Annotated in this window: 22 protein-coding genes and 1 tRNA gene; 16 read left to right on the top strand and 7 right to left on the bottom strand. The window is 63.6% G+C overall.

Translation table 11 applies throughout. From position 1 onward, the window contains the following. The 7 genes from MXAZACID_RS17905 to MXAZACID_RS12290 form a co-directional block, all read left to right on the top strand. The coding region (locus MXAZACID_RS17905) for a hypothetical protein (protein ID WP_008494716.1) at positions 1 to 1,690 on the top strand (1,690 nt) is incomplete at its 5' end. 10 nt (positions 1,691 to 1,700) lie between these two features. Then, a complete protein-coding gene (locus tag MXAZACID_RS12320) occupies positions 1,701 to 3,836 on the top strand; it encodes a hypothetical protein (protein WP_240376662.1) in 2,136 nt (711 codons plus the stop codon). A 24-nt stretch (positions 3,837 to 3,860) separates the two neighbouring features. Beyond that, positions 3,861 to 4,175 carry a hypothetical protein gene (locus MXAZACID_RS12315; RefSeq protein ID WP_168118433.1) on the top strand — a complete coding sequence of 105 codons (315 nt, stop codon included), beginning with the start codon at positions 3,861 to 3,863 and terminating at the stop codon, positions 4,173 to 4,175. Next, entirely contained in the window at positions 4,168 to 4,680 is a 513-nt protein-coding gene (locus MXAZACID_RS12310) for a glycoside hydrolase family 108 protein (RefSeq protein ID WP_008494713.1), read from the top strand. Before MXAZACID_RS12315 ends, MXAZACID_RS12310 begins: the two co-directional genes overlap by 8 nt. 11 nt (positions 4,681 to 4,691) lie before the next feature. Next, positions 4,692 to 4,991 (top strand): hypothetical protein, encoded by a 300-nt coding sequence (locus MXAZACID_RS17900; protein WP_008494712.1) that lies wholly within the window; start codon positions 4,692 to 4,694, stop codon positions 4,989 to 4,991. Between the two features lie 22 nt (positions 4,992 to 5,013). Beyond that, positions 5,014 to 5,325 (top strand): hypothetical protein, encoded by a 312-nt coding sequence (locus MXAZACID_RS20400; protein WP_008494711.1) that lies wholly within the window; start codon positions 5,014 to 5,016, stop codon positions 5,323 to 5,325. 517 nt (positions 5,326 to 5,842) lie between these two features. After that, positions 5,843 to 6,187, top strand: a complete 345-nt coding sequence (locus tag MXAZACID_RS12290) for a hypothetical protein (RefSeq protein WP_144052784.1) — start codon at positions 5,843 to 5,845, stop codon at positions 6,185 to 6,187. 42 nt (positions 6,188 to 6,229) lie between these two features. On the opposite strand, the gene MXAZACID_RS12285 is transcribed toward MXAZACID_RS12290, so the two are convergent. Then, a complete protein-coding gene (locus tag MXAZACID_RS12285) occupies positions 6,230 to 6,781 on the bottom strand; it encodes a regulatory protein RecX (RefSeq protein WP_039885355.1) in 552 nt (183 codons plus the stop codon). 226 nt (positions 6,782 to 7,007) lie between these two features. Here MXAZACID_RS12285 and rpmI point away from each other — a divergent pair, with 226 nt between their 5' ends. Genes rpmI through MXAZACID_RS12270 form a run of 3 tightly spaced genes read left to right on the top strand, consistent with a single transcriptional unit; the run spans position 7,008 to position 8,543 of the window. Continuing rightward, the gene (gene rpmI / locus MXAZACID_RS12280) at positions 7,008 to 7,208 is read left to right on the top strand and encodes a 50S ribosomal protein L35 (RefSeq protein ID WP_008494707.1); all 201 of its coding nucleotides are present in this window, start codon (positions 7,008 to 7,010) and stop codon (positions 7,206 to 7,208) included. A gap of 14 nt (positions 7,209 to 7,222) precedes the next feature. Continuing rightward, a complete protein-coding gene (gene rplT, locus MXAZACID_RS12275; RefSeq protein WP_008494706.1) occupies positions 7,223 to 7,591 on the top strand; it encodes a 50S ribosomal protein L20 in 369 nt (122 codons plus the stop codon). A gap of 55 nt (positions 7,592 to 7,646) precedes the next feature. Further along, the gene (locus MXAZACID_RS12270) at positions 7,647 to 8,543 is read left to right on the top strand and encodes an EcsC family protein (protein ID WP_008494705.1); all 897 of its coding nucleotides are present in this window, start codon (positions 7,647 to 7,649) and stop codon (positions 8,541 to 8,543) included. 122 nt (positions 8,544 to 8,665) lie between these two features. On the opposite strand, the gene MXAZACID_RS12265 is transcribed toward MXAZACID_RS12270, so the two are convergent. Together MXAZACID_RS12265 and MXAZACID_RS17890 are read right to left on the bottom strand one after the other, a co-directional pair. Further along, the gene (locus MXAZACID_RS12265; RefSeq protein WP_008494704.1) at positions 8,666 to 9,031 is read right to left on the bottom strand and encodes an FKBP-type peptidyl-prolyl cis-trans isomerase; all 366 of its coding nucleotides are present in this window, start codon (positions 9,029 to 9,031) and stop codon (positions 8,666 to 8,668) included. Between the two features lie 52 nt (positions 9,032 to 9,083). Next, entirely contained in the window at positions 9,084 to 9,467 is a 384-nt protein-coding gene (locus MXAZACID_RS17890; RefSeq protein ID WP_008494702.1) for a hypothetical protein, read from the bottom strand. Between the two features lie 214 nt (positions 9,468 to 9,681). On the opposite strand from MXAZACID_RS17890, the gene MXAZACID_RS12255 reads away from it, so the two are divergent. Continuing rightward, entirely contained in the window at positions 9,682 to 10,884 is a 1,203-nt protein-coding gene (locus tag MXAZACID_RS12255) for a pyridoxal phosphate-dependent aminotransferase (protein WP_008494701.1), read from the top strand. 52 nt (positions 10,885 to 10,936) lie between these two features. On the opposite strand, the gene MXAZACID_RS12250 is transcribed toward MXAZACID_RS12255, so the two are convergent. After that, positions 10,937 to 11,012: transfer RNA gene (locus MXAZACID_RS12250), tRNA-Ile, on the bottom strand. A gap of 125 nt (positions 11,013 to 11,137) precedes the next feature. On the opposite strand from MXAZACID_RS12250, the gene ppa reads away from it, so the two are divergent. Continuing rightward, positions 11,138 to 11,662: an inorganic diphosphatase gene (gene ppa / locus MXAZACID_RS12245; protein ID WP_008494700.1), complete on the top strand. Its 525-nt coding sequence runs from the start codon at positions 11,138 to 11,140 to the stop codon at positions 11,660 to 11,662. 71 nt (positions 11,663 to 11,733) lie between these two features. On the opposite strand, the gene pstA is transcribed toward ppa, so the two are convergent. Genes pstA through pstS form a run of 3 tightly spaced genes read right to left on the bottom strand, consistent with a single transcriptional unit; the run spans position 11,734 to position 14,619 of the window. After that, positions 11,734 to 12,603, bottom strand: coding sequence for a phosphate ABC transporter permease PstA (gene pstA, locus MXAZACID_RS12240; RefSeq protein ID WP_008494699.1), 870 nt, complete (start codon positions 12,601 to 12,603; stop codon positions 11,734 to 11,736). Next, on the bottom strand, positions 12,584 to 13,507 hold the full coding sequence (pstC, locus tag MXAZACID_RS12235; RefSeq protein ID WP_008494698.1) for a phosphate ABC transporter permease subunit PstC: 924 nt from the start codon (positions 13,505 to 13,507) through the stop codon (positions 12,584 to 12,586). The genes pstA and pstC overlap by 20 nt, the downstream gene beginning before the upstream one ends. A gap of 59 nt (positions 13,508 to 13,566) precedes the next feature. Continuing rightward, complete coding sequence (gene pstS / locus MXAZACID_RS12230; RefSeq protein ID WP_008494697.1) at positions 13,567 to 14,619, bottom strand: phosphate ABC transporter substrate-binding protein PstS; 1,053 nt, start codon at positions 14,617 to 14,619, stop codon at positions 13,567 to 13,569. A 338-nt stretch (positions 14,620 to 14,957) separates the two neighbouring features. Here pstS and MXAZACID_RS12225 point away from each other — a divergent pair, with 338 nt between their 5' ends. From MXAZACID_RS12225 to MXAZACID_RS12210, 4 genes are all read left to right on the top strand, one after another. Next, entirely contained in the window at positions 14,958 to 15,698 is a 741-nt protein-coding gene (locus MXAZACID_RS12225) for an acetoacetate decarboxylase (protein WP_039885352.1), read from the top strand. 15 nt (positions 15,699 to 15,713) lie between these two features. Next, entirely contained in the window at positions 15,714 to 16,499 is a 786-nt protein-coding gene (locus MXAZACID_RS12220; protein WP_008494695.1) for a 3-hydroxybutyrate dehydrogenase, read from the top strand. A 115-nt stretch (positions 16,500 to 16,614) separates the two neighbouring features. Continuing rightward, positions 16,615 to 17,202, top strand: coding sequence for an SIS domain-containing protein (locus MXAZACID_RS12215; RefSeq protein WP_008494694.1), 588 nt, complete (start codon positions 16,615 to 16,617; stop codon positions 17,200 to 17,202). Then, positions 17,199 to 18,161, top strand: a complete 963-nt coding sequence (locus MXAZACID_RS12210; protein WP_008494692.1) for an NAD-dependent epimerase/dehydratase family protein — start codon at positions 17,199 to 17,201, stop codon at positions 18,159 to 18,161. Before MXAZACID_RS12215 ends, MXAZACID_RS12210 begins: the two co-directional genes overlap by 4 nt. Positions 18,162 to 18,366 lie beyond the last annotated feature (205 nt).

Below are 18,366 nucleotides of genomic sequence, written 5' to 3'. Positions count from 1 at the left end.
TGGTCCGGCCGGGCCGACCGGGGCTGCCGGGGCCGGGCTGCAGGGGCCGGCGGTCGGGACCGCCACCAGCAGTGTGAGCAGCGCCGATTATCTGCCGCTCTGGCAGAATGGCGCGCTGGCGTGGATCCCGTATGGTCAGCTGCTGGCGGGGCAGACGGTGGATGAATTGCCCGCCGCCGCCCCGGTCGCCGATGGCGATGAGCTGCTGGTGGCCCAGGGCAGCAATACGCTGAGCGTGCAGAGCTTTGGCTCGATCTGGACCTATGTGCAGGGCAAGCTGCCCAGCGTGCAGTCCGGCGTGGTGGAGCTGGCGGTGAACACCGTGCTGGATTCGACCGTGCATAATCAGCGCGTGCTGGTGGCCAGCGCCCCGCTGACCCTGACCGCGAATTTCGCGAATACGGGGGCGGGGTTTGCCTGCACGCTGATCAATCTCTCCGCCGGCGCGGTGACGATGGGCACGGGGATCAGTTCCGGCACGGGTGGCACGGTGTTGCCGCCGGGCGCCTCCACCCAGCTTGTCGGCATCAGCTATTCGGGGGGCTCGACCGTCTGGTGGAGCGGCATTGTGTCCAACACGCCGACCATCACGGTGGGGGCGATCAGCGCGCCGGCGGTGAATACGGCCTTCGTGGTCGGTGGCGGGATTTTCAACGATGCCGTGACGGCGCTGGATTATTCGACGAATGGCGGCAGCAGCTGGAGCGCCGCGCCGAGCCCGGTGATTTCCGCCAATGCCTACAGCTTCACGCTGCCGGGCCTGGCCGCGGGAACCTACACGGTGCAGGTGCGCGACCGCGGCAACCAAAGCGTCGTTGGTGTGTCCAACAGCTTTACCGTGGCGGCGCCGACGATTGCCTTCACCACCATGCCAACGACCGGGCAGATCAACGCGGCGCTCAACATTGCCGGTACGGTTTCGCCGGGCGGGACGGCGGTGCGGGTTGGTTTGTCCAGTTCCGCGACCACGGCGCCGACCAGCTGGAGCAGTGCGACCGTCAGCGGCACGGGCTGGAGCGCCAGCCTGACGCCGGGTGCGGCGGGGAGTTTCTATGTTTGGGCGCAGCAGACGGCCGATACGGCGGTTCAGGTGGTCTCCGGCGCGGTGAGCGTGACCCAGGCGAGCCTGACGATTTCAGCGCCGGTTAGCGGGACGGCGGGGAGCGCGCTCAACGTGTCCGGCGCCGTGACGCCGGTTGGGGATGCGGTGAATATCCAGCTCACCACCAGCAACAGCACGGCGCCGACCAGCGGCTGGGTGGCGGCGGCGAACAATGCCGGGGTGATCTCCGGCGCGCTGACGTCGGGTGCCGTGGGCACCTATTATGCCTGGGCGCAGGATCCGAGCAGCGGGCTGACGGCGGTGTCCTCCGCCATTGCCGTGACAGAAGCCGCGGCGGTGAGTTTCGGGTTCAATAATCCGGGCGGTAGCTATACGCATGGCTCTGGGACGATCGGGCTGAATGGCGCGATTTCGCCGGCGCAGGCGGTTTCGGTGCAGGTGGCGCTGTCCACCTCGAACAGCACGGCGCCGACGAGCGGCTGGCAGGCCGCGTCGGTGATCGATTCCAATACGCTTTGGGCCATCTACTACACCAGCCCGGCCACGGCCGGCGCCTATTATGTGTGGGTGCAGACCACGGCCGGCGCCGCGACGGCGGTGAGCAGCTTTACCGTGACGGTGAGCTGAGCCGATGGTGATGTTGTTCAACCAGCCCGGCTCGCCTTTGATGTCGGGCTCGGGAAAGCGGGTGCTGATCGGTGCGTTGCCTGCCGGGGCGGTGCCGGCGGGTTTGTTCGCGGGCCCCTACCCCAGCGCCATCAGCGGTTTGTCCGGCTGGTGGGATGCGGGTTTGCTGGGTAGCCTGCTGGATGGCAGCGGCAATCCGGTTGGCGGCAGCAACAGCGTGGTGGGCAGCCTTCAGGATAAGTCCGGTGCCGGCATGGCGCTGACACCCTACCATGTCAGCGCCGACACCGCGCCGGTGGCGACGCTGGCGGTGCCGCGGGTGAACGGGTTTCTGGGCGCGGTGGGCGCGCCGGATGCCAGCATCGTGCATTACGGGCCGAGCCTGGATCCGGATTGGGGGCTGTCGCATCCTGGACTGGAATTCGGTGCCGGGCAGGCCTGGACGCGCTATCTCGTCTGGACGCGGCCGAACTGGCGGCAAGGGACATATTATGTCGACCAGTCGCCGATCCCGCTGATCCATACGCTGAGTGGCGCGGGCGTCACGATTTTGCAGGCGGATAGTTCGCAGGGCAGCAATCTGACCCTGTTTCCGACGGCGGCGAGCCCGACGGTGCTGACCGCAAACCTGGCGCGGCGCCACACCCATGCGGTGATCCTGCGCAATACCCCCGGTGTGGGGGTGGATGTGTGGCTGGATGGGGTGCAGGTGGCCAGCGCCGTTGCCAACCCGCTGCCCGCCAGCGCCAAGGCGCAGCTTTTGTGGCTGCATGACGCGACCATCCAAGGCAGCGCGCAATGCTGGTTTCATGAGGCGGCGTGCTGGGAGCGGGCTTTGTCCAGCACCGATATGCAGACATTGATCGCCGCCCAGGGGCGTTGGGTGCTGGGCGCGCGGCGGGGGGTCAATCTGTTGGTGATGGGCCAGTCCAACGCCGCCTGGTTCATCAATGCCGGCGCGCCGTTGGCGTTGGCGCAAGGTGTGGCCTGGTATCTGGGGGCCGCTTCTTATGCGTATACGGCGGAGATCTCCGGGACCTATCTCTCACCGGCGCGCTATTCGGTGATCTCGGGCCATCCGATCTCGAACTCCTCGCCGCCGCTGTTTCCGCCAGGGACGGGGAGCGGCACCTTCCTGACCAATCCGGGCGATGGATCGGATCCATCGACCTGGAGCGGTGGGCCGGATTTTGCCGCGTTGAGCGCTTATCTCACTGGCGGTTCGGCACTTGTATCCAGCGTGGATGAGGCGGACATCACCTTCCTGCTTTGGCCCTGGAGCGAGCAGGACAGCACGATGCCGTATGCGAACAAGGCGCTGTACAAAGCCACCGTGCTGCGGCTGCTGGCGCTGACGCGGGCCTTGCTGGGGCGCACGGCCGTGCAATTGCCCTTGCTGGCCTGGAACGCGATTCCTTACGAGACGGCGGGCGGTGTGCAGATGGTGCGCGAAGCGATCGAGGATCTCGCAAGCGTGGCCGCGAATAACATCACCATCTTCGCGGCGCAGACGGCGGATTCGAATCCGCTGAATTCCACCTATGACGCGACCACGGGGATGTTTACCGGTGGCGATCCGGAGCATCGCGACGAGGTGGATCTGCTGCGATATGGCCGGGTGGGCGCGCATGCCGCGGGGCGGCTGGCGATTGCGTCGGGCTGGAGTGATTCGATTCCGGCCAGCACCCTGCCCGCCGCCGGCCTGCCAGCGAAAGGCGGGCCGCAGATTTCGCATGTCTATCGCGCGTCCAACACCGAATTGATCCTCACGGTGACGCATGATTCCGGGGATGATCTGATCGTTCCCTTGCAGGCGTTGAATGGTGCGGGGTTTGCGGTGATGGATGGCGGCTCCGTTGCCAGTCCTGGGACGATCATCACCGCCGTGGCGGCGGCGCGGGTGGATGCGACGCATATTGCGGTGACATTGGCGCAGGCTATCAGCAATCCCTCCGCCGCCGTGCTGTTTTTCTACCCTTATGGCAGCACGCAGATCGGCCGGGGCGATGCGGTGACGGATAACAGCGCGCTGCGCGCTGCGCCGGCAAACTGGAACATCGCGAACGATCTGGGGTCGGGCTGGGCCATCAACATGCCGCTGCAGGCGACGACATATCCGATCATCTTGTCTGATGTGCTGGCCTGAAAAGGATCAGGAATGGATCAGGATTTGGGGGCGGCGCTGCGCGCCGATGTCGCGGGGATCAGAAATGATATCGGCGCCGTGAAGCAGGATCTGCGGATCCTCGAAGCCAAGGCGGAATCGCTGGAGACTTGGCGGGTCCGTTATCTGGCGCAGGAGGACCTGGTGGTGGCGAAGATCTTTTCGAAAGTCGACGAACTGATCGGCGGACTCGGCGATATGCGCGCGGACCTCGCGCGGATTCGCGGCGAGCGGGATGTGGAGCGGCGGCTGAGCCTGATGATCGTCAGCCTGCTCTCCGCTGTTTGTGGTGGTTTGGCAACGAGTTTGTTTCATGGATAATTTTGCCAGCTGTATTGCCTTCACCTTGCAGGCGGAAGGCGGATATTCCACGAATGCGGCTGATCCTGGAAACTGGACCGGGGGTGCCGTGGGCATGGGCCTGTTGCGCGGGACGAAATGCGGGATCAGTGCCGCAGCCTATCCGGATCTGGATATCGAAACTCTGACGCAGCCGCAGATCGAGGCGATTTACCGGCGGGATTATTTTGAAAAAATCCAGGGTGATGCGTTGGCGTTGCCGTTGGCGATGGTGGCGTTCGATGCCGCGGTGAATGCGGGGGTGCGCCGATCCATCGTGTTTTTGCAGCAGGCTGCAGGGGTGCCGGGTGATGGCATTCTGGGGCCGCGCAGCCTGCAGGTTTTAACGAGCGGACATGCCGGCACATTGGCGCTGGAGGCGTTGGTGAGGCGGCTTGATTATTACGCGAAATTGCCGGGCTGGAGCGTGTTCGGCCTGGGATGGGCGAGGCGCATTCTGCAGCTTGCCCGGATTGTTGGGGGGTGAAGGAGATCGGCATGAGTGTGAAACATTTTCTGCAATCGCCGCAGAACCGGACCGGGCTGGCGATCTGGCTGGGCACGGCGATCACGGCGTTGATCCAGTGGGGCGTGCTGCATCAGCAGCTCCCGGCCGTGGATATTCTGGGGCTGGTGGTGGGGTTTTTGAAAATCGTCGAACCGGAGACGAGTGTTACCACGGTGCAGCTTGAGCAGGCGGTGAGCGATGTGAAGACACTGCTGCAATCGGGCGATGTGACGAAGGTGGCGGCGGTGGCGTCCGATGTTGGCGCCCTGGCGCATGAAATCTTGAAGTGAGTCTCAGACAGGAGAGTTGGCGATGAGCGATACGACGCGGATCAATGCGGGGTTGGCGGTGGCCTCCGTGGCGGGCGAGGCCATTGGCGGTGTGGTGGGCAATGAAGTTGCGGCCGGTGCGGCGGCGGCGGGTGCGGTGGTGAATGCGGTGGTGGCGGATCAATCCGCCCATGCCTCGGCGTTGGCGACGGCGCAGGATGCGGTGACGGCTTTGGCCTCGGCGGCGGCGCCGGCCCTGGCTGCCTTGCCTTCCGCCAGCGCGCAGAAGGCTGTTGCCGGGCTGAGCCTGTTGCAGACCATTCTGGCCGAGCTGAAGGCGGTTTTCGCGCTCTGAGGCTGATGGGGGGAGCGCTTGAGCATGACAGAGGTGCAGCGCGACAAGCTGGCGGGGTTCAGGGCGGCGTTGCGTGGTGCCCGTCCCAAGGCCAGGGAGGCAGGCGGGCCTTTGCATCGTCTGGCTCTGCGGGTCGGCGTGCAAAGGCCGGGCGGTTTTGCGCCTGTGCGCCGCCCCGCGGGCCGGGGGCGCCGGCCGAACCGGCGCCGCGAGATGGAGTTCGCCTCGCTGGCTGTGCGGGCCTCTGCACCTGTCGGCTGGCCGAGGGCGTTGGGGATGGCTGGCATGGTGAGGTCTGGAAGGCGTCAGCCGGTGGCGGCGCAGAGGCGGGGCAGCGCGTTGCCGGGTTGGTTGCGCAGGGGCGTTGGGGGGGGCGGCGGTCCGATCCTGGCCGGTGCCGCGCTATGCGATCTGGCGCCCGGCTGGTGCCCGGCCTCTTATGTCCAGGCGCCGCGCTGGGCCGGCCTTTGAGGGCAGGGTATCGATTATTGAACCCCGACCTGCCCTAGGCCGGCCCATGGCGCCGGTGCCGCGCGGGCGGCGGCGTCAGCATTTCAGCGGGTCTGACGGCGGGATGACGAGCGCGCCGGGGAACGGGTTTGAGCCGATGCCGGACGAGGCGGCCCTGCTGATGAGCGCGGATGAGATGCAAGGGGCGTTGTCACCGCCCGGCTTGGGTCGCTCGGGGTCGGAGGCCGCAACGTTTTCGCGGGTACGGAGTCCGGCATGGATGGGTGGTTTGGAGCTGGCCGATGCGCTGGATGAGTATTTCTTTCAGCAATCCAGGTTGGCGCCACGCGGGGCGGCGTCGTTCGACCCACGTGTGAGTCCGCTCTGGGCCGGCCTCAAACTGCCGGGATGAGGTATGCGTCTGCCGCCGATACAGAGGCTGAGCATATATTGTCTAAGGCAGATTTTCCAAGGACTTGATCAGCTGCTCCGCTTCGTCGCGCGGAAGGGACAGCGCCTGGCGGGCGGTTGCCTGGGTGAAGCCGCCACGGGCCATGGCGGCGAGAAGCTTGTCACGGGGCGCCTCGCCGAAGGCGCCGCCGCGGCGGCGGCGCAGAAAGGCGCAGGCGGCGGCGAGTTCGCGGTCGGGGTCGTCCGGCAGATCAGGCTGGTTCACCCCTTTGGCGGCAAGATGCGCCAGGGTCGCGCGCCTGGATTTGCCGGCGCGGGTCAGCCGCCTGGCGCGGGAAGCGGCGAAGGCGCTGTCGTCCAGCGCGCCCAGCGCCTTGAGCCGCGCCAGTACGCCCGGGATCGCCGCTTTTGCCAGCCGCGAAAGCTGCGCGAGTTCAGCTTCATCAGCGCCTTGTTCAAGGGCCCGTTTCTGCCCCCAGCGGTCGATGCGACGGGAGAGCACGCGGGTCAGGCCGGCTTCCGTGGCCGCGTAGCGGGCTATATGGTTCATCGCCGCTTCGTACAGGCTCTCTTCATCCGGCGGTTTTGCTGGCATTATGCGACTCTGCGCTGCTTTGTGCCTCTTGTCACGGGGCGTTACTGGCTTTATAGGCGCGCCTTCACCGTGGGCAGGCCCAAGGCGGAGTGGCGCGACTGCTCGGCTTTTCAGTCTTGTCTCGCGTTGAAGCGCGCGTGTCCGGGCCTTTAGGCATGCCTGGCCGCCGCCCCGATTTCCGGGACCCCGGGCCGCAAGGCGCGGGTTATGCGATCAGGAGACTGAAATGCCGAAGCTGAAGACCAAATCCGCGGTCAAGAAGCGCTTCAAGATCACCGCCACGGGCAAGGTTCTGGCCGGCCCGGGCAAGAAGCGCCACAACCTCTATGCCCGTTCTCAGAAGGCCAAGCGCCAGAACCGCGGCAGCCAGACCCTGACCCACGCTGACGGCCTGACCGTGAAGCAGTGGGCACCGTACGGTCTGTAAGGAGGAGATAGAAAATGGCACGTGTGAAACGCGGTGTGACCACCCATGCCCGCCACAAGAAGGTCCTGGAGCTTTCCAAGGGCTATGTTGGCCGGTCTTCCACCAATTATCGCATTGCGATGGAGCGCCTGGAAAAGGCCCTGCGCTATGCGTATCGCGACCGTCGCGTCAAAAAGCGCGAATTCCGCTCGCTCTGGATCCAGCGTATCAACGCTGCCGTGCGTGAGCATGGGCTGACCTACAGCCAGTTCATCTACGGCCTGAAGCAGGCTGGGCTGGAGCTGGACCGCAAGGTGCTGTCCGCCATTGCGTTCGATGATCCGGCGTCCTTCGCCGAGATCGTGCAGGCTGTGAAGGGTGTTTCCGCCGCCGCCGCGGAGTGAAATTTCCTTAAAATCTCTTGAGTCACGGCCAGGCTGAGCGCATCTCAGTCTGGCCATGATCGTTTTACCCCCCCTGCCCCAGAGCCTGGTCGATGAGACCGGCTTTTTGACCGAATCCGAGCGCTGGCAGCTTTGGGAAGCGGCCGTGCTGATGGCTGATTCCAGGGGGCTGCTGGTCAGGCTCACCGCTCTGTTCGGCCGGCAGGTTGAGGGCGTGCAGGCCGCCATTTCGCAGGTTGGCGCCAGATTTGGCGGCGACACATGGGCCGGGCTTTCCGGCAAAATCCAGGATACCGTGGAAGACGTGCTGTGGAGCAGCTACAGCTACGCGACGTTCGGGCTGGATGCCGCGCCGCATTTCATTCGCCCCAAGGCGCCGCGCAAGAACAGGCTGCACCGGGCGGCGACAACGATGAGCGGCGTTGTTTCAGGCTTTGCCGGGCTGCCGGGCGCGTTTGTCGATATTCCTTTCACTACCGCCACCATTCTGCGCTCCATCGCCGAGGTGGCGCGGGATTCCGGCGAGGATCTGGCGTCCGAGGAGACCCGGCGCGCCTGCCTTGAGGTTCTCGCCTTCGGCAGCCCGAGCGAGATGGGGGAAGCGGCGGAGAGCGGCTATTGGGCGGCGCGGCTTGGGGTGAGCCATCTCACGATCAATCTGCTGATCCGCAGCGCGGCGGGGCGGTTTGGGCTGATTTTGTCTGAGAAGCTGATGGCGCAGCTCGTGCCCGTGGCCGGAGCAGTCACCGGCGGGCTGCTGAATTACAGCTTCACTGATTATTATCAGAGCATGGCGAAAGTGCATTTCTGTCTGCGGGCTCTGGAGCGGCGGACCGGGGATAGCGAGGCGGTGCGGCTGTCTTTCGAGACGATGGTGCGGGCCGCCCGGGATCGCCGCCGTATCGGCCGGCGCCGGCGGAGCGCGCCGGCCATTCTGTTGCCGGCACGCTGAATAAAAAGGGCGAATAGAGCGAGATGGGTGACACCCGTTCGCTCTATTTATGTTTTGGCGGGCAATTTCATGTGTTTATCTTGACGCTGGTGCGTCAACCTCAACACATATTGCTCTAGCGATTACTTGAAGCTGATCAGCTCGACATCGAAAATCAGGGTCGCGCCCGGCGGAATCACCGAGCCGGCGCCGCGCTGGCCATAGCCGTGCTCCGGCAGCAGCAGCAGGGTGCGCTGGCCGCCCGCCTGCATGGTGGCCACCCCCAGATCCCAACCCGAAATCACCTGGCCGACACCCAGCTTGAAGGTAAAGGGCTGCCCGCGGTCGCGCGAGGAATCGAACTTGCGGCCCTTGGCGCCGTTCTCATCCAGCCAGCCGGTGTAATGCACGGTCACCATCTGGCCCTGCTTCGGGGTTTCACCCGTACCGACGACATGGTCCTCATACTTCACGCCGGAAGGGAGGGTGACATAGTTGGTTTCGGCCAAGGCGAGTTCCTTTCAAAAAAACGGGGCGGTGTTTGCCGCCCCGTTTTTTAGCTCAGTTCTTGGCCTGGTGGAAACCGGCGGCGTCCAGATCGGACTTGCAGGCATAGGCGCCGTGCTTGGTCTTGCCATACAGCTTGGAGGAGCTGGCATGGTAGCTCTTGCTGTGGCTCAGCGCGGTCCATTCCACGGTGCTGTTCGGGCAATGCGCTGCGGCGGCGCTGGCGGTGGAGAATTTCTGGTCAGCCGGCAGGCCGCCGGCCTTGGTTTTCTCCTTGGCAGCCTTCGCCATCGGCGAGGCGGAGTGGCTCATAGTATTCGGGGACATCGGCGCCATGGTGCCGGAATTGGCCGGGGCGGTCTGCGCCATCGCGGGCAGCGCCATGGCGCAGGCGAGACCGACGGCGGGGAGCAGCTTGGCGAATTTGGTGACGGTCATTTTTGATTCTCCTGAAAAGAAACACGCCATAGTCTCTTGGCTGGCGCGATAGGTGAGGCTCGTGACGAGATCCTTCCGGATCGGCCACGATTTCGCCCTATAAACAAATGTTTCGCGAAAAAGCGTGGCAGTTTTGCGGCAAAAGAGGTTTGCGCCGATGGCAGTGGAGGTTTAGGAGTTTCGCCGGCTTCAAACTTCTTCGAGATAGAGATTTATGACCCTGATCGCCGACCGGCTGAACCGCATCAGCCCGAGCCAGACCATCGCCATCACCACCAAGGCGCGCGCGCTGAAGGCGGAGGGCCGGGACATTATCAGCCTCTCCGCCGGTGAGCCGGATTTCGATACCCCGGACCATATCAAGCAGGCGGCGATCAAGGCGATCAACGAGGGTGAAACCCGCTATACCGATGTCGCCGGCACCCCGGCGCTGCGCAAGGCGGTGGCGGCGAAGTTCAAGCGTGACAGCGGCATCGACTACAAGCCGGAAGAGATCATCGTCTCCACCGGCGGCAAGCAAGTGATCTTCAACGCCATGCTGGCCACCGTGCAGGCGGGCGATGAGGTGATCATCCCGACCCCGTGCTGGGTCTCCTACCCCGATATCGTGCAGCTGGCCGAGGGCAGCCCGGTGTTTGTCTCCTGCTCGCCGAATAACGGCTTCAAGATGCGCGCCGAGGATCTGGAAGCGGCGATCACGCCGAAGACCAAATGGGTGTTCCTGAACTCCCCCAGCAACCCGACCGGTGCGGCCTATTCCGCCGCGGATCTGCGCCCGATCTGCGATGTGCTGCTGAAGCACCCGAATATCTGGGTGTTCACCGACGACATCTATGAGAAGCTGACCTATGACGGCTTCAAGCCGGCGACCATCGTCGAGGTCGAGCCGAAGCTGAAGGAGCGCACCATCACCATGAATGGCTGCTCCAAGGCCTACGCGATGACCGGCTGGCGTATCGGCTTCTGCGGTGCGCCGGTGCAGCTGATCAAGGCGATGGACAAGCTGCAGAGCCAGTCCACCTCCAACACCTCCTCCATCAGCCAGGCGGCTGCGGTGGCGGCGCTGGAAGGGCCGGAAGAGGCGCTGCATGAGATGGTGAAGGTCTATCAGACCCGCCGCGATCTCGTGGTCGAGATGCTGAACCAGGCGCCGGGGCTGAACTGCCAGAAGCCGGAAGGCGCGTTCTACGTGTTCCCTTCCATGCAAGGCTGCATCGGCAAGACCACCCCCAAGGGCAAGAAGATCGAAACCGACGAGGATTTCGTGATTGCGCTGCTGGATGAAGAAGGTGTGGCCGCCGTGCATGGCTCGGCCTTCGTCTACCCCGGGCATTTCCGCATTTCCTACGCCACCTCGACCGAGGCGCTGGTGGAAGCCTGCACCCGCATCCAGCGCTTCTGCGCGGCTTTGCGCTAACCTCCGAAATCGCAAAAAAGGCGGCGCCGCGAGGCGCCGCCTTTTTTATGTCTGGTGCGCCGGGAGGGACTCGAACCCCCAACCAAACCGTTATGAGCGGTCCGCTCTAACCATTGAGCTACCAGCGCATCCGCTGCCGCTTTTAAGTGGCGTTGCCGCCCCGTCAACCGTGAACGTGGCAAAATGCCGCAATCTGGCCAGTTGCGCCGCAGCAAGCTATATCCCAGCCGCCTTCTATCAGGGAGTTCTGGCAATGGATGTGAGCAAGCTGTCGCCCGGCAAGGATGTGCCGCACGATATCAACGTGGTGATCGAGATTCCGGCCGGGTCCGGCGTGAAATATGAGGTGGACAAAGACAGCGGCGCCCTGGTGGTGGACCGCGTGGTGTTCACCCCGATGACCTATCCGGCCGCTTATGGCTTCATCCCCGGCACCCTGGCCGATGACGGCGACCCGGCCGACGCGCTGGTGTTGCTGCCCACCGCCGTGGTGCCCGGCGCGGTGATCCGCTGCCGGCCGATCGGCATGCTGGAGATGGAAGACGAGTCCGGCAAGGACGAGAAGATCGTCTGCGTGCCGCATGACAAGGTGCACCCGCTCTACACCGATGTGAAGGAGCTGTCTGATCTGCCCGCCATCACCCGCGACGTGATCAAGCATTTCTTCGAGCATTATAAGGATCTGGAAAAGGGCAAGTGGGTGAAGGTCACCGGCTTCGCCGACCGCGCTGCCGCCGAGGCCGCGATTTCCGCCAGCCTAGCCGCCGCGTCCAAGTAAAGCGTCCGATAAAAAAAGGCCCCTCCCGCGATGCCGGGAGGGGCCTTTTTTTGTGTCCGCGCCTCAGTGGCTCAGTTGAATTTGGTCCGGCGCACGGTGAGGCGCACCCCGATATTGATCGCCAGCACCACCATCATCACCAGAAATGCCGCCGCGAAAGCGAGGGCGTGGGATTTCGCGTCCGGCTGGTCGATGAAGGTCCAGATCACGTAGGTCAGATAGCCGACCGGCGAATGGGTGAAATGGCCGCTCCAGCCATAGTTGGACCAGCCGGCGGTGTAGATCAGCGGGGCCGTCTCGCCGACCGAGATTGCCAGCGCCAGCAGCGCGCCGGTGATGACGCCGGAGGCCGCCGCCGGCAGCACCACCTTGAACACCACGGTGGAATCCTTGGCCCCCAGCGCATAGGCGGCCTCGCGCATGGTGTTGGGCACCTGCTGCAGCGAAAGCTCGGTGATGCGGGCCAGATAAGGCACGATCAGGATGGCGAGCGTGATCGCCGCGGCGATCAGCGAGAAGCCCCAGCCGAAGCCAATGATCATCACGATGTAGGAGAAATAGCCCAGCACGATCGAGGGCGTGCCGGTCAGCGTGTCCGACATGAAGCGGATGACGCTGCCCAGCCGGTTCTTGCCGTATTCCGAGAGATGGATCCCCGCCCCCACGCCCAGCGGGATGGCGATCAGCATGGCGAACAGGGTGATCAGCAACGTGCCTTCGATGGCATTGAGCAGGCCGCCATTCGGCCCGGTGGTGTTCTCGGTGAAGAGATGCCACGAAAAGGCCGAGAGGCCGCGCCAGGCGACGACGCCGACGATATCGAGCAGCGGGGCGATCACCAGTAGCAGCCCGATGCCGCAGAGAACCCAGCCGATCTGGCTGGTGATGATCCGGCGCAGCTCGTGCGCCGAGCGGGGGGATTTAAGCGCGCTTGCGGACACGGAGGGCTCCCGTCGAAAGAAGTTTGGCGCAGGCATTCACGCCCAGCGTGATGAAGAACAGCACCAGGGCGATTTCAGAGAGCGCCCGGACCGACATGTTGGTGGAATCCGTCTGTGCGCTGTCCAGCTGGCCGGCGACGAAGGAGGCGATGGTGGAGATGGGCGAGAACAGCGAGGTCGGCAGGATGTTCAGGCCGCCGCCGGAGACCATCAGCACCGCCATGGTTTCACCCAGAGCGCGGCCCAGCGCCAGCACGATGCCGCCGATCAACGTGGTGCGGACCATCGGCATCATCGCCTTGGTCACCACCTCGAAATGGGTGGCGCCCAGTGCGAAGGCGGATTCGCGATTTTCCCTGGGCACTTGCAGCAGCGCGTCCAGCAGGGTGGAGGCGATGATTGGCGTGATCATCAGCGCCAGCACGATGGAGGCGGCGAGCAGCCCATAGCCGCTGCCATTCGGCGCCAGATAATGGCCGATGAGCGGCACCAGCACCGCGATGCCCCACAGCCCGAACACCACGGAGGGGACGACCGCGATCAGCTCGACCAGCATGGAGAGGATTGGCCGGATCTTGGGTGAGACCACTTCCGCCAGGAAGATGGCAGCCCCCATGGCCAGCGGCACGGCGATGAGAATGGCAATAGCCGAAGAGGCCAACGTGCCGACAATGAAGACCAGAATGCCGTAATTGGCGCCGGATGGAACCTGCACGCCGCGTACCGTGACTGGATCGCTGTACATATCCCCGAGATTCCAGCTGATCTGGGTCAGGAAATGCAGCCCGTTGAAGAAAATGGCCTGCCCGGAATAGATCACCAGAAACAAAACAACCGCGCAGAGCGCGGCGGGGATCAGGAGGCTGAGGCCAAGCACGGCAAGGCGGAAGGGGCGGAGTTTCATGGATCACCCTTTGACGCGAAAACCCCCTCCCGGCCAGAGCCGGAAGGGGGCGAAAGGCGTTACTTGATCTTCGCGATCTGAGCCTTGGAGAGCTCAACAACAGCCGGCGGCAGCGGCATGAAATGCACCTTCTTCAGGAAGCTCATGCTGTTGCCATCGGTGATCGCCCAGGTCAGGAATTCGCGGACCGCCTTGGCGACGGCGCCGGAAGCCTGGTGGGTGTTGATGATCGCATACTCGTAATTCACGATCGGGTAGGCCTGCGCGCCCGGCGCGAAGATCATGGAGACGCGCTCATCGGCCGGGGTGCTGTTGGCGAAGCTGTCAGCGGCGGCGGAGATGGTCGCTTCGGTCGGCAGCACGTAGTTGCCGGCCTTGTTCAGCAGCTCGGCCTGGCCGAGGCCGGCCTGCGCAACCTGGTCGGCGAAGGAGACGCCGATATAGGCGATGGAGTACGGGTTCGCCTTGGCGGCGGCGACCATGCCCGGGTTGCCGTTGGCGCCCAGGCCACCGGCGACCGCCGGCCAGGACACGGAGGTGCCGAACTTGACGGTGGAACCCCAGCTGGCGTCGGAGTCAGAGAGGTACTGGGTGAAGATGAAGGTGTCGCCCGAACCGTCCAGACGGTGGATGGGGATGATCACGTGGTCCGGCAGGGTCACGCCCGGGTTCGCCGCGGCGATCGCCGGGTCGTTCCACTTGGTGATCTTGCCGGTGTAAATGCCAGCCAGGATCGGGCCGGACAGCTTCAGGTTGGTGATGCCGGGCAGGTTATAGTTGATGGCCTGCGACGCGATGGCGAGCGGGATGCTCAGCATGTTCGAGTGCGCCTTGACCATGGAGTCAGACAGATAGGCGTCGGACGCACCGATATTCACCAGGCCCTTGAGGGACTGCGCGATGCCAGCGCCGGAACCGGTGGAGGTGGTGGTGATGTCAGCGCCCGGGTGGCTGGCGGTGTAAGCCGGAACCCACAGGTTGAACAGCGGGTAGAGCAGGCTGGAGCCCGTCTCGACCAGCGGCACGGAGGTGGTGTCGGCCTTCGCCTGCACAGCGCCAACGGCGGCGGTAATGGCCAGCGCGGCGGCGCCGGCGCGGAGGAGGTTCATCATCTTCACGTTCGCGTTCCTTTTGTTCAGGCTCTTCTCGTCAGCCCAGCGTTTCGGTCAGCGTGGGAGAGCAACCCCCAAGCCTCGCCTCGCAATAATTGAACATTGTGACAATGGCGACGGGCATTGCGTTGCAGTTCTATGACATTTCCATCTGGTAAGGCGCGCTTGAACGTGGTCTGCTTTGCTGGCGTCGATGAAGACAGCCGCTTGTTCTGTGTTTGTTCGCTTGCGTTGAGAGGTCGGTGTGTCACGATCCCGTTCATGACATGGTGACAGAAACGTCATGTGCAATCACAGGCGGCCGGTCTACATAAACGTCACTTCTTTGGAGGGTTTGCATGACGAGAGACGAAATTCTCAACGCTACCTCGATGCCATTGGCCTCGCCCAGCTATCCCAAAGGGCCCTTCCGGTTTTATAACCGGGAATATCTCCTCATCCATTATGAAACCGATCCCGACATGTTGCGGGGCCTGCTGCCGGAGCCTTTGGTGCCGGATGGCAATGACGTCTATTTTGAATGGATGAAGATGCCGGATTCCACCGGCTTTGGTGATTACGAGGAAAGCGGCTGTGGCATTGCCGCACTTTATAACGGCATTCCCTGCAATTACTCCGTCATGATGTACCTTGACGATGAAAGCCCCACCACCGGCGGCCGCGAGATCTGGGGCTTTCCGAAAAAATACGGCATTCCCGAGCTGAAGACGATCCATGAGACCCTCACCGGCACGCTGAAATATGACAATGAGCGCGTTGCCCTGGGAACGATGACATACAAGACCAAGCCGCTTGACCACGCGAAAGTGGTCGAAGGCATGAAGAAACTCAATATCAATCTGAAATGGATCCCGGATGTGGATGGCAGCGCCAAGATCGCGCAGCTTGTCGGCTATCATCTCGAGGATATCGACCTGAAATTCGCTTATTCGGGCGATGCGCGGCTGCATCTGGTGCCGCATGCGAATTGCCGGCTGGCGGATTTGCCGGTGAAAAAGATCCTTTACGGTACCCATCTCTGCGCCGACTTGACCTTGCCCTATGGCAAGGTGCTGCATGATTATCTGGCGGAAAAGTAAGAAAGGACGCTCAAAATGGCTCTCAAAGATAAAGTTGCCCTGGTCACCGGCTCCACCAGCGGCATCGGCCTCGGCATCGCCCGGGCGCTGGCCGCCGAGGGTGCGGACATCATGCTGAATGGTTTCGGCGATGCAGGTGAGATCGAAAAGCTGCGCCAGGATCTGGAAAAAGAATTTTCCGTGAAGGTCGGTTATGACGGTGCGGATCTCAGCAAGCCGGACCAGGTCGCCGCGATCGTCAAGAAGACCCAGGACGAGCTGGGCAGCCTGGATATTCTGGTGAACAATGCCGGCATCCAGTTCACAGCCCCGGTGGAGGATTTCCCCGAGGCGAAATGGGACGCCATCATCGCCATCAATCTCTCCGCGGTGTTCTACGGCATGAAGGCCGCCATCCCGGGGATGAAGGCGAAGAAATGGGGCCGCATCATCAACATCGCGTCCGCCCACGGCTTGGTCGCCAGCCCGCACAAGGTGGCGTATGTGGCCGCGAAGCATGGTGTTGTCGGCGCCACCAAGGTCGCCGCGATCGAGACGGCCAATGACGGCATCACCGTCAACGCCATCTGCCCGGGCTGGGTGCTGACCCCGCTGGTGCAGAAGCAGCTTGAGGACCGCGCCAAGGATGCCGGCACCGATGTCGATACCGAGAAGAAGAAGATGCTGCAGGAAACCCAGCCGATGCTGAAATTCTCCACCCCGGAGGAAATCGGCGCGCTGGCGGTATTCCTGGCCTCCGATGGTGCTGCCACCATCACCGGCACGCCGATCTCCATCGATGGCGGCTGGACCGCGCACTGATCTTCCGCCGCTTTTGAAGTGTCTTGTTGCAGCCGCCCGGTACGCCGGGCGGCTGTAAGCTTTTTACGGGCTGGCGTATAAACCCCGCACCGACATCGTGGAGTGACTCTGGCCCATGCAGACCGACGAAAAAGCCCGATATGCCGCCATGCTGCGCCGGGGTGCCGAGCTGAAACTGGCTTTGGCCGAGCAAGCCGAGCCGGTGCTGGCGATTGTGGATGCGTGCGAGCGGGCGCTGCGCCAGGGCGGCAAGCTGATCTTCTGCGGCAATGGCGGCTCGGCGGCGGACGCCCAGCATCTGGCAACCGAGCTGGTGATCCGCCTGCGCGGCGCGGTGCCGCGTGCCAGCTGGCCGGCGATTACGCTCGCCCTCGACACCTCGGCGGTGACGGCGGCGGTGAACGATTTCGGCATCGATGAAATGTTCTCCCGCCCGCTGGAAGGGCTGGGCCGCGCCGGCGACGTGCTGTTCGGCATCACCACCTCGGGCAAATCCGCGAATGTGCTGGGCGCCGTCAAAAAGGCCAAGGAGATGGGCATCATCTCAGTTGGCCTGCTCGGCGGTGATGGCGGCCCTGCCCTGCCCTTGTGCGATCTGGCGATCGTGGTGCCGGATACCGAGACGGCGCGCATCCAGGAATGTCACATTGCCCTCGGCCATGCGATCCTGACATTGATGGAAGACCGGCTGGTGCGCCAATGAAAGCGCTGGTCACCGGTGCGGCGGGCTTCATCGGTTTCCATATCTGCGAGAAGCTGCTGGGCCGCGGCATCGATGTGGTCGGGGTGGACGATCTCAACCCCTATTATGACATAAGGCTGAAACAGGCCCGGCTGGCGCGGCTGGGCCAGGGTTTCAGCTTCCACCAGCTGGACATCGCCGACCATGACGCCCTGCTGAAGCTGGGCGACGGGGTGGAGGTCATCTTCCATGTCGCCGCCCAGGCCGGGGTGCGCTACTCGCTGGAAAACCCGTTCGCCTACGCCTCCGCCAACCTCACCGGGCATCTCTCCATCCTGGAGCTGGCCCGGCGGACGAGTAGCGTGAAGCATCTCATCTATGCCAGCTCGTCCTCCGTGTACGGAACCGGCTCCACCCTGCCCTATTCCGAGTGCGAGCGTGCCGACCAGCCCTCCTCCCTCTATGCCGCGACAAAGCGCGCCGACGAGCTGATGAGCGCCTCCTATACCCATCTCTTCGGGCTGAAGCAGACCGGCTTGCGCTTCTTCACCGTCTATGGCCCCTGGGGCCGGCCGGACATGGCCTATTTCGGCTTCGCCGAGGCGATCATCGCCGGACGGCCCATCACCCTCTATGATGAAGGCGCCCTGAAGCGGGATTTCACCTATATCGACGACATCATCACCGGGATCATGGGGGTGTTCGATCACCCGCCGGCCGGTGAGCAGCGCCACCGCGTTTTCAACATCGGCAATCACCGCGCCGAATATGTGCGTGACCTGGTGGCCCTGCTGGAAACCCATCTCGGCCGGGAGGCGATCACGGTCAGCCAGCCAAAACCGGCGGCGGACCCGGTTGAAACCTGCGCGGATATCTCCGCCCTGAACGCGCTTTGCGGCTACGTGCCCACCACCCGGTTGGATGAGGGGATCCCCCGCTTCGTCGAATGGTATCAGGGCTGGAAATGCCGTCCGGCATGAGAAGTTCAGATAAAATTCAATTAAATCAATATATTAGAACAAATATTCAATTTTCTTGAAAAACTTTGCCTGGTCGAGTTGACGGCCTTCGAAGGGTGGAATAGAAGCCCGTCCACCGCTGCGGTCTGCAGACTTGATCTTCGGAACTTGAGCGGTTAGATTGGATGCCTTCGCGGCGGGATAAACTCCGCCGCGTTGTTTTTGA

This window comes from Acidocella sp. MX-AZ02 (genome assembly GCF_000306035.1).
GTDB lineage: Bacteria > Pseudomonadota > Alphaproteobacteria > Acetobacterales > Acetobacteraceae > Acidocella > Acidocella facilis.
Note: the sequence above shows the minus strand (reverse complement) of the source record. Positions and strands in the feature narration are given on the sequence as shown.

Coding starts and splice junctions, on each gene's coding strand:
- MXAZACID_RS12320 (WP_240376662.1), top strand. CDS start 1,701: ATGTTGTTCAACCAGCCCGGCTCGCCTTTGATGTCGGGCTCGGGAAAG.
- MXAZACID_RS12310 (WP_008494713.1), top strand. CDS start 4,168: ATGGATAATTTTGCCAGCTGTATTGCCTTCACCTTGCAGGCGGAAGGC.
- MXAZACID_RS17900 (WP_008494712.1), top strand. CDS start 4,692: ATGAGTGTGAAACATTTTCTGCAATCGCCGCAGAACCGGACCGGGCTG.
- MXAZACID_RS20400 (WP_008494711.1), top strand. CDS start 5,014: ATGAGCGATACGACGCGGATCAATGCGGGGTTGGCGGTGGCCTCCGTG.
- MXAZACID_RS12290 (WP_144052784.1), top strand. CDS start 5,843: ATGGCGCCGGTGCCGCGCGGGCGGCGGCGTCAGCATTTCAGCGGGTCT.
- MXAZACID_RS12285 (WP_039885355.1), bottom strand. CDS start 6,781: ATGCCAGCAAAACCGCCGGATGAAGAGAGCCTGTACGAAGCGGCGATG.
- rpmI (WP_008494707.1), top strand. CDS start 7,008: ATGCCGAAGCTGAAGACCAAATCCGCGGTCAAGAAGCGCTTCAAGATC.
- rplT (WP_008494706.1), top strand. CDS start 7,223: ATGGCACGTGTGAAACGCGGTGTGACCACCCATGCCCGCCACAAGAAG.
- MXAZACID_RS12270 (WP_008494705.1), top strand. CDS start 7,647: ATGATCGTTTTACCCCCCCTGCCCCAGAGCCTGGTCGATGAGACCGGC.
- MXAZACID_RS17890 (WP_008494702.1), bottom strand. CDS start 9,467: ATGACCGTCACCAAATTCGCCAAGCTGCTCCCCGCCGTCGGTCTCGCC.
- MXAZACID_RS12255 (WP_008494701.1), top strand. CDS start 9,682: ATGACCCTGATCGCCGACCGGCTGAACCGCATCAGCCCGAGCCAGACC.
- ppa (WP_008494700.1), top strand. CDS start 11,138: ATGGATGTGAGCAAGCTGTCGCCCGGCAAGGATGTGCCGCACGATATC.
- pstC (WP_008494698.1), bottom strand. CDS start 13,507: ATGAAACTCCGCCCCTTCCGCCTTGCCGTGCTTGGCCTCAGCCTCCTG.
- pstS (WP_008494697.1), bottom strand. CDS start 14,619: ATGATGAACCTCCTCCGCGCCGGCGCCGCCGCGCTGGCCATTACCGCC.
- MXAZACID_RS12225 (WP_039885352.1), top strand. CDS start 14,958: ATGACGAGAGACGAAATTCTCAACGCTACCTCGATGCCATTGGCCTCG.
- MXAZACID_RS12220 (WP_008494695.1), top strand. CDS start 15,714: ATGGCTCTCAAAGATAAAGTTGCCCTGGTCACCGGCTCCACCAGCGGC.
- MXAZACID_RS12215 (WP_008494694.1), top strand. CDS start 16,615: ATGCAGACCGACGAAAAAGCCCGATATGCCGCCATGCTGCGCCGGGGT.
- MXAZACID_RS12210 (WP_008494692.1), top strand. CDS start 17,199: ATGAAAGCGCTGGTCACCGGTGCGGCGGGCTTCATCGGTTTCCATATC.